The 14,398-nt window shown below is 69.1% G+C and carries 15 protein-coding genes; 10 read left to right on the top strand and 5 right to left on the bottom strand.

Going from position 1 to position 14,398, the window contains the following annotated elements:
* Positions 1 to 38 precede the first annotated feature (38 nt).
* The 6 genes from SFB74_RS28845 to SFB74_RS28870 are packed head-to-tail and all read left to right on the top strand — an operon-like array spanning position 39 to position 3,754.
* Positions 39 to 317, top strand: coding sequence for a hypothetical protein (locus SFB74_RS28845; protein ID WP_432727837.1), 279 nt, complete (start codon positions 39 to 41; stop codon positions 315 to 317).
* 37 nt (positions 318 to 354) lie between these two features.
* Positions 355 to 1,119, top strand: coding sequence for a helix-turn-helix domain-containing protein (locus tag SFB74_RS28850; RefSeq protein ID WP_432727838.1), 765 nt, complete (start codon positions 355 to 357; stop codon positions 1,117 to 1,119).
* A gap of 55 nt (positions 1,120 to 1,174) precedes the next feature.
* Positions 1,175 to 2,092 (top strand): DMT family transporter, encoded by a 918-nt coding sequence (locus SFB74_RS28855; protein WP_432727839.1) that lies wholly within the window; start codon positions 1,175 to 1,177, stop codon positions 2,090 to 2,092.
* A gap of 55 nt (positions 2,093 to 2,147) precedes the next feature.
* Entirely contained in the window at positions 2,148 to 2,987 is an 840-nt protein-coding gene (locus tag SFB74_RS28860) for a dienelactone hydrolase family protein (protein WP_432727840.1), read from the top strand.
* 33 nt (positions 2,988 to 3,020) lie between these two features.
* A complete protein-coding gene (locus SFB74_RS28865) occupies positions 3,021 to 3,386 on the top strand; it encodes a hypothetical protein (RefSeq protein ID WP_432727841.1) in 366 nt (121 codons plus the stop codon).
* Positions 3,387 to 3,409: 23 nt separating this feature from the next.
* A complete protein-coding gene (locus SFB74_RS28870; RefSeq protein WP_432727842.1) occupies positions 3,410 to 3,754 on the top strand; it encodes a hypothetical protein in 345 nt (114 codons plus the stop codon).
* 22 nt (positions 3,755 to 3,776) lie between these two features.
* Here the strand turns inward: SFB74_RS28870 and SFB74_RS28875 are convergent, their stop codons facing one another.
* From SFB74_RS28875 to SFB74_RS28890, 4 genes are all read right to left on the bottom strand, one after another.
* Positions 3,777 to 4,946: a GGDEF domain-containing protein gene (locus SFB74_RS28875; RefSeq protein ID WP_432727843.1), complete on the bottom strand. Its 1,170-nt coding sequence runs from the start codon at positions 4,944 to 4,946 to the stop codon at positions 3,777 to 3,779.
* A gap of 71 nt (positions 4,947 to 5,017) precedes the next feature.
* Complete coding sequence (locus SFB74_RS28880; protein ID WP_432727844.1) at positions 5,018 to 5,830, bottom strand: enoyl-CoA hydratase-related protein; 813 nt, start codon at positions 5,828 to 5,830, stop codon at positions 5,018 to 5,020.
* 2 nt (positions 5,831 to 5,832) lie between these two features.
* Positions 5,833 to 7,011, bottom strand: coding sequence for an acetyl-CoA C-acetyltransferase (locus SFB74_RS28885; protein WP_432727845.1), 1,179 nt, complete (start codon positions 7,009 to 7,011; stop codon positions 5,833 to 5,835).
* A gap of 47 nt (positions 7,012 to 7,058) precedes the next feature.
* A complete protein-coding gene (locus SFB74_RS28890; RefSeq protein WP_093304555.1) occupies positions 7,059 to 7,841 on the bottom strand; it encodes an SDR family NAD(P)-dependent oxidoreductase in 783 nt (260 codons plus the stop codon).
* Positions 7,842 to 7,943: 102 nt separating this feature from the next.
* Here SFB74_RS28890 and SFB74_RS28895 point away from each other — a divergent pair, with 102 nt between their 5' ends.
* From SFB74_RS28895 to SFB74_RS28910, 4 genes are all read left to right on the top strand, one after another.
* Positions 7,944 to 10,622: a LuxR C-terminal-related transcriptional regulator gene (locus SFB74_RS28895; protein ID WP_432727846.1), complete on the top strand. Its 2,679-nt coding sequence runs from the start codon at positions 7,944 to 7,946 to the stop codon at positions 10,620 to 10,622.
* Positions 10,623 to 10,844: 222 nt separating this feature from the next.
* Entirely contained in the window at positions 10,845 to 11,693 is an 849-nt protein-coding gene (locus SFB74_RS28900) for an AP2 domain-containing protein (RefSeq protein ID WP_432727847.1), read from the top strand.
* 239 nt (positions 11,694 to 11,932) lie between these two features.
* Positions 11,933 to 12,739, top strand: a complete 807-nt coding sequence (locus SFB74_RS28905) for an AP2 domain-containing protein (RefSeq protein WP_432727848.1) — start codon at positions 11,933 to 11,935, stop codon at positions 12,737 to 12,739.
* Positions 12,740 to 12,812: 73 nt separating this feature from the next.
* Positions 12,813 to 13,190, top strand: a complete 378-nt coding sequence (locus SFB74_RS28910; RefSeq protein WP_432727849.1) for a hypothetical protein — start codon at positions 12,813 to 12,815, stop codon at positions 13,188 to 13,190.
* Between the two features lie 16 nt (positions 13,191 to 13,206).
* On the opposite strand, the gene SFB74_RS28915 is transcribed toward SFB74_RS28910, so the two are convergent.
* The gene (locus SFB74_RS28915) at positions 13,207 to 14,355 is read right to left on the bottom strand and encodes an acyl-CoA dehydrogenase family protein (RefSeq protein WP_432727850.1); all 1,149 of its coding nucleotides are present in this window, start codon (positions 14,353 to 14,355) and stop codon (positions 13,207 to 13,209) included.
* Positions 14,356 to 14,398 lie beyond the last annotated feature (43 nt).

Genomic DNA, 14,398 nt, shown 5'->3' on the forward strand with positions numbered 1-14,398 from the left:
AACACGAAGAGGCTGCCCGATCGACAAGGAGAAACTCGATGCAGAAACAGCAACAGCCCTACTGGTTTCCCGCCAAGCGCTACGGCTGGGGTTGGGGCCTTCCCACCCGCTGGCAGGGTTGGTTGGTGATCGCCGTCTACGCCGCGCTGGTGCTGACGGCGGTGTACTCACTTCATCCCGAGCGCGAACCGTTGCGCTTCTTCTTCGGCCTCATGATCCCGACCCTCGCGCTCGTCTTCGTCTGCTGGCTCAAGGGCGAACCGCCGCGCTGGCGCTGGGGCGACGACAACGGCGACAACGGCGACAACAGCAAGTAGCCGCCGGCAGCCGTCAGGCGCGCAGAATGACGGCGCCATGCCCCACGACCGCACGCTCCTCTACGCCGGACACGAGTTCACGGTGGAGCACCTGCGCTCGCATGCGAAGGAAGAGCCCGGCTGGAGCGGCCCCTACACGCTCGAATCGCGCCGCATCATCTTCCCTGCAGGCCGCACCGTGCTCGATGTGCGCTGGAGCGACAGCACCTGGCAGGTCGACGGGCTGACCGCGATGCATCTGGTCGATGCCATGGTCTACCAGCTGCGCCCCGTGGTGCGCGCGACACGGCAGAGCGTGGTGGTCAGCCGCCATCGGCTCGCTCGCCCCGATGCAACGCCCGCGTTCTGCCTGCTCTCACCAAGGTCGCTGTACCGGGTTCACGCTGCTCGGCGGCAACTTCGCGCGGGCGATGGCGGCGCACAGGCCATCGCATCGCTTGTCGACGAGCTCGAAGCCTCGCGGCAACAGTTGCCGCTGACGGGCGCGGTCGCACGCGCCAGGCGACTGCTCGCGGAAACCGTCGACCGCGAAGCACGGCTTTCATTGCACGAGCTCGCCGACGCAGTCTCGCGCTCCCCCTTTCACCTCGCGCGCAGCTTCCGCGAGCAGACCGGCCTGAGCCTTCACCAGTACCGCCAGCACCTGCGCCTTGCTTCGGTGATGGAGCGCCTCGCCGACGGCGACACCGACCTCGCCGGCCTCGCGCACGACCTCGGCTACTGCGGCCAGAGCCACCTGGGCGCGGTGTTCAGGCGCGAAGTGGGCGTGACACTGGGCGAAGCCAGGCGCGCCCTGGCCTGATGGCCGGCGCACGAATTTGATAGCCGCCAGCCGGCGCGGTCGCGAGACTCACGCGATGCTGGACCGCAATCTCCTCACCGGCCTGCTGGCCGCGCTGGCCGCCGCCTTCATCGGCAGCGCATGGCAACTCGTCTCGCGCCACGGCGTGACCACCACGCTCGGGCCCATCGACCTGGCACTGCTGCGCTACGGCATTCCGGCCCTGCTGCTCGCGCCGCTGTGGTTCGGCAGGAAGCGCATCGCGCCCAAGGCATCGCTGCCCGTGCTCGTGCTTTTCGTCGCGGGCGGCGGCCTGCCCTTCGGCCTGCTGGTGCTGGCAGGCGCGCAATGGGCACCAGCGAGCCACATGGGCATCTTCATGGCCGGCAGCCTGCCGCTTTTCACCGCCATCGGCGCGTGGCTGCACAAGGGGCAGAAGATCGGAGGCATCAGGCTCGTCGGACTGGCCTGCATCGCGATCGGCATGGTGCTGTTCGCGGCGGACGGCCTTCGCGCCGGCAACGGTTCGGGCGACTGGCGCGGCGACCTGCTCTTCCTTGCCGCGGCCATGCTGTGGGCCGCGCACTCGCTCGCGTTCGCGCACTGCGGCCTCACGCCATGGCAGGGCGCGGCATTCGTGAACGGATGGTCGGCGCTGCTGCTGGTCTTGCTCGTGCTGCCATTCGCCGGAGTGCCGAAGCTGCTGACGGCCCCATGGCCCGATGTCGCGCTGCAGGCCACGACGCAGGGCGTGGTCGCCGGCCTGCTCGGGCTGGTGATCTACATGGTCGCCGTCGCCCGACTGGGTGCGCCGCGCGCATCGCTCTCGGCCGCACTGGTGCCGGTGCTGACCACGCTGGGTGCGGCGGCGTGGATGGACGAGCCCGTCACCGGCGCGGTGCTGATCGCCCTGTCGCTGGTGGTGCCGGGGATCGTGCTGGCGAGCGGTGCGGTGAGGTGGGTTGGGAAAAAGGCAACGCGCCCTTCGGCATAGCAGCTTCAGGAGGCACGAGCAGAATGCGGCGATTCGCCAGGACAAATGCACTCCAATGAAAAAGCTGCTTCTTCTCGCCGCCTCGCTCGCCTTCGCGACGGCGTCCTGCTGGGCACAGGAACGCGGCACCGTCCGAGTACCCACGCCCTTCGTCGAAGGCGGTGCGCCTGTCACGCTGGAAATGGTGATCTACAAGCCGGAGGGCACCGGGCCATTCCCCGTGGTGGTTTTCAATCACGGCTCCACCGGCATCGGCAACAACCCGGCATTGTTCAAGGATACGTGGGCACCCGAGCGTCTCGCGAGATGGTTCACTCAGCGCGGCTGGCTGGTGGCGTTTCCGCAGCGGCGCGGACGCGGCCAATCGGACGGACTGTATGACGAGGGTTTCACTCCCAAGCGCGAGCACTACAGCTGCGATCCCGCTCTGTCACTGGCGGGCTTCGACCACGCGCTCGCCGATATTGACGCTGCCGTCGCATGGCTGCTGAAGAACCCCGATGTGGACACGAAACGCATGGAGATAGCCGGTCATTCGCGCGGCGGTATCCTTGCGATCGCCTACGCGGGCACCCGACCCGGCGTGTTCCAGGGCGCCATCAACTTCGTCGGTGGCTGGATGAGCGACAAGTGTCCCGACAACACAGCGAATGCGATCAACCCGGTGAGCTTCAGGCGAGGTTCAGTGTTCCCCCGCCCCACGCTCTGGCTGTACGGCGAGAACGACAGCTTCTACGCCATGGCGCACAGCCGGAAGAATTTCGAAGCCTTCACGGCCGCGGGCGGCAAGGGCATCTTCCAGAGCTACACGCTGGAACCCGGCACGAACGGCCACATGCTGATCGCGCAGCAAGGCCTGTGGGGACCGGCGGTAGAGGCATACCTCGCGCAATGATCGCAGCAACTCCTTCTTGAAACAGTTCAACCCATGCCCCGCACCCTCTACTGCTGGCGTTGCCGGACCGACATGCCGATGCTCACGGAGGAAGAGTGGGAGATCGCTCACCCCGTCGGCTACATCGCGCAGATGACGCAATACCGCGAAGAAACCGGCTGCAGCCTGGCCGAAGCCCGGGAGCGTGGCCTGGGTTACCAGACCTTGGCCGCCTACGAACGCATCACCGGCTTCAAGGAAACCAATCCGAATGCGATCCTGCATCACCGTCTGAGCCTGTACGGCCCGCCGTGCCATGTGTGCGGCAAGCCGCTTCGCACGCCATCGGCCCGCTCCTGCGCAAGCTGCAATGCCGAGCGCTCCGATGGAGCAGCGCTCGACGCGGGCACGCCCGCATGAAGCGCCACTCGTTGCGCATCCCTTTGGCATCCGCCCTCTTGCTGGCATGCGCAACCCAGGCCTTCGCCACCGGCAGCATGCAGTGCGAAGGCCGCCCCTACTCGGCGGAGATCCAGTTCCGGCTCTCGACCGGCGAGCCGATGGCGCTGCTCGTGGCACGCACAGATCGCGAAGAAAAATCCGCGCCGGAGAGGTTCGAGCTGCGGCACAAGTCCGTCGACCACACACGCCAGGTGATGAGCCTCAAGGGAACAAGCCTTGAAGCGCCCGCCCGCGCGGCGATGCTGAACATCTCGAAGACCCGGGGCACGCTGACCTACGCCGGGTCGCGCCACAGGCTGCGCTGCGACTGGGACGGCGCCGGCTGACGGGGCCGTCCTCGCTGGCAGCTCAGGCGGCCGCGATCACCCTGTCGCGCCCCATCGCCTTCGCCCGGTACAGCGCGGCATCCGCCAGCGCCAGCACGTCGTCGATGCCGGTGCCGCCGGCGCTGCTCCCGCCGGCCGCCACGCCGATGCTCACCGCCATCGAGCCGACGACGGCCATCGGCGAATCCGCCGGGAAGGGCTCGCCCACGGCCTGCCTGAGGCGCGCCGCGATTTCCATCGCCTCGGCCTGGCCGGCTTCGGGCAGCAGCACGACGAATTCCTCGCCGCCGTAGCGTCCGAGTACGCCCTTGTCGCCCACGGCGCGCTGCATGCGGCGCACCGCTTCGCGCAGCACCGCGTCGCCCATCTGGTGGCCGAAGCGGTCGTTGATGTCCTTGAAGTGGTCCAGGTCGACCATCAGCAGCGCGCCTCGGCGCTCGCCCGAGGCGAAGGCGCCGTGGCAGGCGTCGAGCACGGCGCGGCGGTTGAGCGCCCCGGTGAGCGGGTCACGCGTGGCCAGGTATTCGAACTCGGTGTGCACGCGGTCGGTGGCCATCAGGATCACGGCGATGGACAGCAGCAGCACGGTGAACGAGTACATGCTGATGTAGAGCGACTGGATCCAGGTGCCCTCCATGAGCCCGCTGCCCGCCATGCCCGCCACCACCGACACGAATCGCAGGCCCGCCACCAGCGCCTGCGCCAGCAGCAGCCCGGTCATCAGCCGCTTGCCGAACACGCGGCCCGCGTGGCGCATGTAAAGCAGCGCATGCCGGAAGAACAGCGCCGACACCGCCAGGGTGACGAAGAGCAGGCGGGTCTCGAAGTCGGGCCTGACGATGCCGAACCAGATCATCGCCAGCGCCAGCAAGCCGTTGAGCACCGTCCAGCCGCGGGTGTCGCTGTGCCCCAGCAGGAACTTCTGGCTGCCGGCGTAGTACAGGATGCAGGCCTGGTACAGCACGAAGTTCGCGACGACGATGGTCATGAAGTCCGGGAAGAACCCGCGCGCCGCGAAGAGCAGCGTGCTCACGAACGCCACCAGCGGCGCCCGCGCCCATTCGCCCAGCCCCTGGATGCTGCGCGGATAGCTGCGCTGCATGAAGAAGACCACGAGCGCCATCACGACGCCCATGACGCCGGCCAGCAGGATGACGGACCGTGGATCGAGGATGGATGGCGAAGCGCCCATGGGGTCCGATTATGTTGGCATCGGCCATCCCCTACCCCGGGGCCGGTCCCGCGGGCCGCGGTCCGCCCGGGTCAGCCCCGGCGGAACACCGGCTCGCGCTTCTCCAGGAAGGCCTTCACGCCCTCGGCGAACTCGGGCCGGTCGAGCAGTTCGCGCTGGCGCTGCGCCTCGTGGCGCATCTGCTCCACCAGCGGCTGGCTGGCCGCCGACTCGTACACGGAGCGGATCTCGCGCGCCGCGTGCGCGGGCAGCCGCGCGAGCCGCTGGGCCACCGACACGGCCTGCGCGCGCAGTTCGGCATCGTCAACGCAGGCCCAGACAAGGCCCCACTGCGCCGCCTGCTCGCCCGACAGGCGCTCGCCGAGCAGCGACATGCCCACGGCCCGCGCGCGCCCCACCAGCCGCTCGAGGAACCAGGTGGTGCCCAGGTCGGGCACGATGCCCAGCCGCGGCATGAAGGGCAGGTAGAAATATGCGGAGCGCGCCGCGATCACCACGTCGGCCGCCAGCGCCACGCCGACGCCAGCGCCCGCCGCCGGGCCGTTGATGGCGCTGACCACCGGAAAGGGCATGCCGCGCAGGTCCTCGATGAGCCGGTTCGAGAGCGACTCCATCGCATCCGCCGTGCGCTGGCCGATGCTGCCGCCGCCGGGGCCCATGCTCGAAAGATCGGCACCCACGCAGAAGGACTTGCCCACGCCGGTCAGCACCAGCGCTCGCACCGTGCCTGCCTCACCCTCCTTGCGCAGCTGCGCGAGCCTGTCGCGCAGGGCCTGCTGCAGCCCCTCCGTCAGCGGATTGAGCCGCTTCGGAATGTTGAAGCTGAGGATCTCGACGCTGCCGTCGCGCTCGCTCAGGAGGGGATCTTCATCGGCGCCGCTCATGCTCACAGCCGCTCGACGATGGTCACGTTGGCCATGCCGCCGCCCTCGCACATGGTCTGCAGGCCGTAGCGCTTGCCGCGCTGGCCGAGCGCGTGCACGAGCGTGGTCATCAGCTTGGTGCCCGATGCGCCCAGCGGGTGGCCCAGCGCGATCGCGCCGCCGTTCACGTTGAGCCGCGCCGGGTCGGCGTCCAGCGTCTGCAGCCAGGCCAGCGGCACGGGCGCGAAGGCCTCGTTGACTTCGTACAGGTCGATGTCGGAGATCTTCATGCCCGCCTTCTTCAGCGCGCGCTGCGTGGCGGGCAGCGGGGCCTCCAGCATGATCACCGGGTCGTGCCCCATCACGCTCAGGTGGTGGATGCGCGCGAGCGGCTCCACGCCCAGCGTCTTCAGGCCGCGCTCGTTGACCACCATCAGGCCGCTCGCTCCGTCGCAGATCTGGCTGGCGGTGGCGGCGGTGCAGCGCCCGCCCTCGGCGATGAGCTTCACCGCGGCGATGCTCTCCAGCGTGGCGTCGAAGCGGATGCCTTCGTCCACGGTGTGCTGCTCGCCAGGCTCGGTGCCGTCGGCCATGCGCACCGCAACCGGCACGATCTCGCGCTCGAAATGGCCTGCCTGCGTGGCGGCGATGGCGCGCTTGTGGCTCTCGAGTGCATAGCGGTCGAGCTCGTCCTTCTCGATGCCGTAGTTCCTCGCGATCATCTCGGCGCCGGTGAACTGGCTGAACTGCACGTCGGGATAGCGCTTCGCCATGAGCGGGCTCACGTAGAAGCCCAGCCCGTTCTTCAACGGCAGCGTGACGGGCATGCCCATGGGCACGCGCGTCATGCTCTCCACGCCGGCCGCGATCACTATGTCCATGGTGCCCGACATCACGGCCTGCGCCGCGAAGTGCAGCGCCTGCTGCGACGAGCCGCACTGCCGGTCGACCGAGGTGGCCGGCACCGATTCGGGCAGCTTCGAGGCCAGCACCGCGTTGCGCGCGATGTTGGAAGACTGCTCGCCGGCCTGGTCGACGCAGCCCATGATGACGTCCTCGACCAGCGCCGGGTCGGCGCCGGTGCGCTCCACCAGGGCATCGAGCACCTGCGCGGCGAGGTCGGCCGGGTGCCAGCCGGCGAGGCGGCCGTTGCGGCGACCGCCGGCGGTGCGCGCGGCGGCGACGATGAATGCTTCGGGCATGGGGTTCTCCTGTCTGTTCCGTATCTGTGCGGGTGCGGGGGTTCGTGTCAGCGCGGCGCCATGCGGATGGCCCCGTCGAGCCGCACGCTCTCGCCGTTGAAGTAGCCGTTGGTGATCATCAGCTCGGCCAGCGTCGCGTACTCCGCCGGGTTGCCCAGCCGCTTCGGGAACGGCACCGACGCGGCCAGCGCGGCCTTCACGTTGTCGGGTGCGCCCTGCAGCAGCGGCGTGTCGAAGATGCCCGGCAGGATGGTGTTCACGCGGATGCCCTCGCTCATGAGGTCGCGCGCGATCGGCAGCGTCATGCCGACGATGCCGGCCTTCGAGGCGGTGTAGGCCGCCTGGCCCATCTGGCCGTCCTGCGCGGCCACCGAGGCGGTGTTGACGATGGCTCCGCGCTCGCCGTCCTGCAGCGTGTCGAGCGTGAGCATGCCCGCCGCCGACTTGGCGATGCAGCGGAAGGTGCCGACCAGGTTGATCTGGATGATGCGGTCGAAATTCGCGAGCGGAAAGTGCTTGATCTCGCCGGTGGCCTTGTCGCGGCTCGCGGTCTTCACGGCGTTGCCGGTGCCGGCGCAGTTCACGAGCACGCGCTCCTGGCCGTGCGCCGCGCGGGCCCTGGCGAAGGCGGCGTCCACCTGCTCCTCGGAGGTGACGTCGACCTTGCAGAAGATGCCGCCGAGCTCCCTGGCCAGGGCCTCGCCCTGCTCGGCGTTGAGGTCGAAGAGCGCTACTTTCACGCCGTGGCCCGCGAGGCGGCGCGCGGTGGCGGCGCCGAGGCCCGAGGCGCCGCCGGTGACGACGGCCGCAATGCTGGAATCGAGTTGCATCTGCTGGTGTCCTTGAGGTGTCTTGGATGGTTTGTCCACATCCAGTTTAGGAAGCAGAATCGGCCGCACACATCGTCGGAAACGACGGGATTTCAGCGCCGCATGCAGTCCCCCACACCCCGGATCCTCGAAACCAAGCTCAATCCCCCGGCCTTCGTCGCCACGCAGGTGCAGCGCACCGCGATCGGGGAAGAGGTCGCCTCTGCGGCCGTGAAGCTGGTGCTGGTGCGCGCGCCCGCCGGCTTCGGCAAGACCACCGCCATGGCGCAGATCCGCGAGCGCATGGAGGCGCAGGGCATCGCCACCGCCTGGCTCACGCTGGACCGGGCCGACAACGACGTCTCACGCTTTCTCGACTGCCTGGCCGAGGCCGTGCAGCGCCTGGGCGTGGAGGAGCCGCGCGGCAACAACAACAGCAACCCCTTCGACGCGGTGGCCGCGCTGGCGGCGCACGAGTCGCCCTTCACGCTTTTCCTGGACGACTTCGAGCGCGTGCAGGAGCCGGCCGTGCTGGGGCTGGTGCGCGAGATCGTCGAGCACCTGCCGCGCCGGGGGCAGATCGTGATCGGCTCGCGCAGCCTGCCCGACCTGGGCCTGGGCCGGCTGCGCGCACGCGGGCAGCTGACCGAGATCGACACCGACCGGCTGCGCTTCAGCCTGGAGGAAACCAGCGCCTTCTTCGGCCTGCGCCAGCCGCAGGCGGCCCAGGCGCTGCCGGCCGGCATGCTCTCGCTGCTGCATCGCAAGACCGAGGGCTGGGTGGCTGCGATCTGGCTCGCCTCGATGGCGCTGGAGCGCCACGGCACCGGCACCGCGACCGGCTTCGTCGAGCGCTTCTCGGGCTCCGACCGCGCCGTGGCCGAATACCTTGCCGAGGACGTGCTCGCGCACCAGCCCAGGGAGATCCGCGACTTCCTTCTGCGCACCAGCATCCTGCGGCAGCTCGACGCATCGGTGTGCCAGGCGCTGTGCCCGCGCGCGGACTGCGCGGCCATCCTCGAGCGGCTGGCCACGTCGAACCTGTTCCTCACGCCGGTGAGCGGCGACGGCGACGCGTGGCGCTATCACAGCCTCTTCGCCGACTTCCTGCGCGCGCAGCTCGCGCGCGAGATGCCCGGCGAGCCCGCGCGACTGCACCTCGCGGCCTCGGGCTGGTACGAGTCGCATGGCCGTCCGGTGCCCGCCATCGACCATGCCATCGAGGGCGGCGACCATCCGCATGCGCTGAACCTGCTCGACAGCCATGCCGCGCAGTTCCTCGAGGAGGGCCGCATGCGCATGCTGGCGCGCTGGTTCTCGGCCATTCCCGATCACCAGCTGCGCGAACACCCGTTCCTGCAGCCGATCTCGCTGTGGGCCACCTGCTTCACGCACGGCCCTTGGGACGCGATGCGGCAGCTCGATGAGTCGGGCTGCCTCGACAGCCCCATCGCCGAGGTGCGCGCCAGCGCCCACACGCTGGTGCCGCTGCTGCTGGCCATGCAGGACCGCCACGACGAGGCCTACGAAGCGGGCCGCCTGAGCCTCGCGCGCCTGCCCACCGGCCTGGCCTTCGCCGACAGCGTGCTGCTCAACGCGATGGCGCACATCCTCGCGGTGCGCGGCGACCAGCACGAGGCGCGGCGCCTGCTCGACGCGGCGCGGCGCCAGCAGGGCAACAGCGCCTTCAACCGCATGTACACCGAGTCGCTGGCGGGCCTGTTCGACCTGCACGAGGGCCGGCTGCGGCAGGCCACCGCGCGGCTGCGCATGGCGGTCGATTCGACGCACGCGGTGTCGTACAACCACAGCCACGGCAACGCATGGGCCGGCGTGCTGTACGCGGGCGCCGTGTACGAGACCAACCAGCTCGTGCAGGCCGAGCGCCTGCTGAACGTGTACCTGCCGCTGGCGCGCGACGTGGGCCTGCCCGACCACATGATCCTGAGCCACGTAATGCGCTCGCGGCTGGCCTTCCACGCGGGCGACATCGACGCGGCCTTCCAGGCCCTGACCGAGCTCGAGTACCTGGGCCACGCGCGCCAGCTGCCGCGCGTGGTGGCGGGCGCCAAGCTGGAGCGCTCGCGCATGCTGCTGCTGCAGGGCAACGGCCCCGCGTCGCACGACGAGCTGCTGCGCGCCGACGAACCGGCCCTGTGGGAACGCGAGCGGCGCCAGCGCCTGCCGGCGCACGACCTCGACTACCTCGCGCTCGCGAAAGCGCGATGGGAGATCGCCTTCGGCGACGCACGCGCGGCGCTGGCGGTGCTCGACGCCGAGCTCCACGCCGCGCTCGCAGTGGCCCGCAACCGCCGCGCGCTCAAGCTCAGGGTGCTGCGCGCGCTCGCGCTGCAGCGCGCCGGCGACCCGGCCGCCGCCACCGAGGAGTTCGCCGAGGTGCTGCAGGCCGCGAGCCAGGAGGGCTTCATGCGGCTGATCCTCGACGAGGGCCCGGCCGTCGGAACGCTGGTGCACCGCTGCGCCGCGGCGATGCAGGAAGGCGGCGGCGACCCGATCCTCGCGGACCACCTGCAACGGCTGCTTCAGGCCGTCGGGCCCGCGGCGCCGGCCGCCGAATCGGAAGCGCCGGCCGGCGACGCGATCAAGGAACCGCTCACGCGCAAGGAGATCCGCGTGCTGCAGCTGCTGGCCGAGGGCTACTCGAACAACGCGATGGCCGAGAAGCTCTTCGTGTCCGACAGCACGGTGCGCACACACCTGCGCAACATCAACATGAAGCTGGACGCGAAGAGCCGGACGCAGGCGGTGGCGATCGCGCGCAGGCTCGGTGTCATCAGATAGCTCTAAAGCCGGCTCCTTTATTGCGCCGGCTACCCCCTGAACTACGGATTCCGGTGATACCCCGCTGGCGCCTGCGTCCCTAGCATTTCCCTCGAGTGTTCCAACTGCCGCGATAGCGCAAGCCGCATCGCGGCGGCATGGGAGCCCGCACCCGGCGGCTTCGAAAAAAGCGCCGGGCGAGCACCGATGCCACACCAGAGAGCGGACTCGAGCCGAAGCACCATGCCAAAAGGAATCCCCAACCCCGCAGCCATGTACGGCATCTACCCCCGCAGCTGGGGCTACGAGGTGTCGATCGTGCGAAACGGAAAGCGCTACTTCAAGCAGTTCGGCCGCGCCAGCTACGGCGGCGACGAGCAGGCGCTGCGCCAGGCGCAGGACTGGCGCGACGGCGTGGTGCGCAGCGTGCCGCCGGTGCCGCGGCGCACGCGGGCGGAGAAGCTGCGCATCAACAACACCACGGGCGTGTCGGGCGTGTTCTGCCAAGTCGCGCCGGGCGGCAGGGTGCGGGCCTGGGTCGCCAAGACCTACATCGGGCAGGATGAGATCCTGCGCACCGACTTTCCCGTGAACTCGATGGGCGAGGCCGCGCAGACGCTGGCCATCGAGGAGCGCGCGCGCCAGCTCGACCGCATGGACGGACTGGCGAAGCTGCATCCGGCCGAGGAGACCATCCGCAAGAGCCCGCCGGCCTTTCCGGCCGATCTGCTGACGCCCAAGCGCTCGAAGTCGGAGATCAGACGCAGCACCAATTCGAGCGGTGTGAGCGGCGTGCACTTCAAGGCGCCGAACCCGGGCCATCCCGGCTATTGGCTCGCCATCACCTACACGGCCGGAAGGGGCAGCGTGAGCAAGGCCTTTTCCATCAAGGAGCACGGCCCCGAGAAGGCGAAGCTGCTGGCCATCGAGGAGCGCCGGCGCCAGCTCGAGGAAAAATTCGTGTTCATGCAGGGCAACGCGGCGGCCGCCAGCACGGCAGCGCTTTCCATTCCGTTCCTGCTGGAACAGCCTGCGCAGGCTTCTTCCCTGCAGCACGGCATGGCCGCCGCCGAGGCGAGGCCGCCGCAGTGATCGCGCCGATGTCCGGGGCCGGCCCCGTTCGCACGGCGGCCGGCGGATCTGCGCGCCCGGTACACCCGGCATTCCTCGCCGAAGATATTTTTCCGCGCTCCGATGTTCGGGTGAATTTGTCGTGGTGCTTCGGCCAAAATAGCTGCGAGAAATGCGCGCCGAAGAGCAATGCGCAAGCCGGGGAGCCCATCGGAATCAGCAGCAACGCTGAGTACGTAAGTAGCAGCATCACGTCGAGAATGCCCAAAGGTATCCCGAACCCGGCAGCCATGTATGGCATCTACTCCAGGTCCTGGGGTTTCGAAGTTTCCATAGTCCGCAACGGCGTCCGCCATCACAGGCTGTTCGGCAAGGCCAGCTACGGCGGCGCGGAGCAGGCACTGCTCCACGCGCAGGACTGGCGCGACCACATCGTGCGCAGCGTGCCGCCGCAGGCGCGCAGCGAGCGTGCCGAGAAGCAGCGTGCCAACAACAGCACCGGCGTGACCGGCGTGTTCCACCATCTCGCGCCCGGCGGCCGCGTGCGCGCATGGATGGCCAAGACCTACATCGCGCACGACGAGATCCTGCGCACCGATTTCTCCGTCGCCGAACTGGGCGACGCCGCGCACGCGCTTGCGGTGCAGGAGCGCGCCCTGCAGCTCAAGCGCATGACGGGGCTGGCGCGCATCCACCCGGCGGAGGAAGCGATCCGCATGGGGCTGTCGGCCCACCCGGCCGGGCCGCGCACGGCCAAGCGCTCGAAGTCCGAGATCACCCGGCGCAACAACACCAGCGGCGTGAGCGGCGTGCATTTCAAGACGCCCAACCCGAGCCATCCCGGCTACTGGCTGGCCATCACCTACACCGCCGGCAAGGGCAGCGTGAGCAAGGCCTTCTCGGTGAAGACATACGGCGCGGAGGTGGCCAGGACCATGGCCATCGCCGAACGCGCGAACCAGCTTGCCGACAAGCGGCGCGCGGCCGAGGAAAAAGAACAACAGCAGAGAGGAAAAGCCAAGGCCGGGGCCCGCGCGGCATCCGGCGCAAGGCGGAACGACGGATGAGGTTATTGCAAGGAACCGGCTTCGCAAAAGCTGCGAAGCCAGGCGGCGGTCGCCCGCACGGAGCGGATCGCCCATGACGCACAAGCATCTGCACCAGCTGCTGCGCGTGGCGTCGCACCTGATGGACCAGGCCGCGACGCAGGTGCGCGCAAGCGATCTGGGCCCCGTGGACGAGAACATCCAGCGCATCGGCCGCGCGCTGATCGAGGTGATCGAAGTGCAGCGGCGGATCTACGCCGAGCAGCCCGAGCTGCAGCCCAAGACGCTGGCCGCCACGTCGCGCGAGACCGACGCCAACCGGCTCTTCACCCAGTTCACGATGGAGGCGCTGGAACTGGAGGACGCGGGCAACCCCGAGGCGGCGCGCGAGAAGTACACGCAGTTCATCGGCCTGTCGCCCTCGTACCACCACCGCGAGATCGCGCGGGCGGAGATCAGGCGGCTGTCCTGAGTGGACTGGCCGGGGCTCAGAGAGCCCTGGCGATCACTTCCTTCATGATCTCGTTGGTGCCGCCGTAGATGCGCTGCACCCGCGCATCGGCGTACATGCGCGCCACCATGTATTCGTTCATGAAGCCGTAGCCGCCGAAGAGCTGCAGGCATTCGTCGATCACGCGGCCCTGCGCTTCCGAGCCCCAGAGCTTGGCCATGGAGGCGGTGGCGGTGTCGAGCGTGCCGGCCACGAGCTCTTCGATGCAGCGGTCGATGAAGGCGCGGCCCACCTTGATCTGCGTGGCGATTTCCGCCAGCTTGAACTTCGTGTTCTGGAATTCGGCGATGGGCTTGCCGAAGGCCTTGCGGTCGCGCACGTAGTCGAGCGTGGCCTGGTAGGCGCCTTCCATGGTGGCCAGCGCGCTCAGGCCGATGATGGTGCGCTCGTAGGGCAGGTCGCTCATGAGCTGGAAGAAGCCCTGGCCCTCCACGCCGCCGAGCAGCGCGTCGGCCTGCACGCGCACGTCGTCGAAGAAGAGCTCGGAGGTGTCCTGCGCCTTCATGCCGATCTTGTCGAGCACGCGGCCCACGCGAAAGCCCTTGCAGCCTTCGGTCTCGACGATGAGGATCGACGTGCCCTTGGCGCCCTGCGTCGGATCGGTCTTGCACACCACCAGCACCACGCCGGCCAGGAAGCCGTTGGTGATGAAGGTCTTGGAACCGTTGACGACATAGCCGCCATCCTTCTTCTCGGCGCGGGTGCGCACGCCCTGCAGGTCGGAGCCCGCGCCGGGCTCGGTCATCGCGACGGCGCCCACCAGCTCGCCGCGCGCCATGCGCGGCAGGTAGCTGCGCTTCTGCTCCTCGGTGCCGTGGTTGAGGAAGTAGTGCGCCACGATGCTGTGCACCGAGGTCGCCATGCCGGTGAGCGCGCGGCGCGACATCTCCTCGTAGAACACGGCCTCGTGGCGGAAGTCGCCGCCGGCGCCGCCGTACTCCTCGGGAATGTCGGCGCACAGCAGGCCGAGCGCGCCGGCCTTGCGCCAGACCTCGTGGCCCACGTGGCCGCGCTTGCGGGCTTCCTCGTCGTGCGGGAGCACTTCGGTCTCGATGAAGCGCACCACGTTGTCGCGGTACAGCTCCAGGTCTTCGTCGCTCCAGGAGCGGCGGAAATCGATGGCCATGATGTTGTCTTCCTTTGCTTTCTTTTCTGTCGCGTGCGCGGGG

Origin of the sequence: Variovorax xiamenensis (assembly GCF_050916385.1) — a bacterium.
Classification (GTDB): domain Bacteria; phylum Pseudomonadota; class Gammaproteobacteria; order Burkholderiales; family Burkholderiaceae_C; genus Variovorax.

Coding starts and splice junctions, on each gene's coding strand:
- SFB74_RS28845 (WP_432727837.1), top strand. CDS start 39: ATGCAGAAACAGCAACAGCCCTACTGGTTTCCCGCCAAGCGCTACGGC.
- SFB74_RS28850 (WP_432727838.1), top strand. CDS start 355: ATGCCCCACGACCGCACGCTCCTCTACGCCGGACACGAGTTCACGGTG.
- SFB74_RS28855 (WP_432727839.1), top strand. CDS start 1,175: ATGCTGGACCGCAATCTCCTCACCGGCCTGCTGGCCGCGCTGGCCGCC.
- SFB74_RS28860 (WP_432727840.1), top strand. CDS start 2,148: ATGAAAAAGCTGCTTCTTCTCGCCGCCTCGCTCGCCTTCGCGACGGCG.
- SFB74_RS28865 (WP_432727841.1), top strand. CDS start 3,021: ATGCCCCGCACCCTCTACTGCTGGCGTTGCCGGACCGACATGCCGATG.
- SFB74_RS28875 (WP_432727843.1), bottom strand. CDS start 4,946: ATGGGCGCTTCGCCATCCATCCTCGATCCACGGTCCGTCATCCTGCTG.
- SFB74_RS28880 (WP_432727844.1), bottom strand. CDS start 5,830: ATGAGCGGCGCCGATGAAGATCCCCTCCTGAGCGAGCGCGACGGCAGC.
- SFB74_RS28885 (WP_432727845.1), bottom strand. CDS start 7,011: ATGCCCGAAGCATTCATCGTCGCCGCCGCGCGCACCGCCGGCGGTCGC.
- SFB74_RS28890 (WP_093304555.1), bottom strand. CDS start 7,841: ATGCAACTCGATTCCAGCATTGCGGCCGTCGTCACCGGCGGCGCCTCG.
- SFB74_RS28895 (WP_432727846.1), top strand. CDS start 7,944: ATGCAGTCCCCCACACCCCGGATCCTCGAAACCAAGCTCAATCCCCCG.
- SFB74_RS28900 (WP_432727847.1), top strand. CDS start 10,845: ATGCCAAAAGGAATCCCCAACCCCGCAGCCATGTACGGCATCTACCCC.
- SFB74_RS28905 (WP_432727848.1), top strand. CDS start 11,933: ATGCCCAAAGGTATCCCGAACCCGGCAGCCATGTATGGCATCTACTCC.
- SFB74_RS28910 (WP_432727849.1), top strand. CDS start 12,813: ATGACGCACAAGCATCTGCACCAGCTGCTGCGCGTGGCGTCGCACCTG.
- SFB74_RS28915 (WP_432727850.1), bottom strand. CDS start 14,355: ATGGCCATCGATTTCCGCCGCTCCTGGAGCGACGAAGACCTGGAGCTG.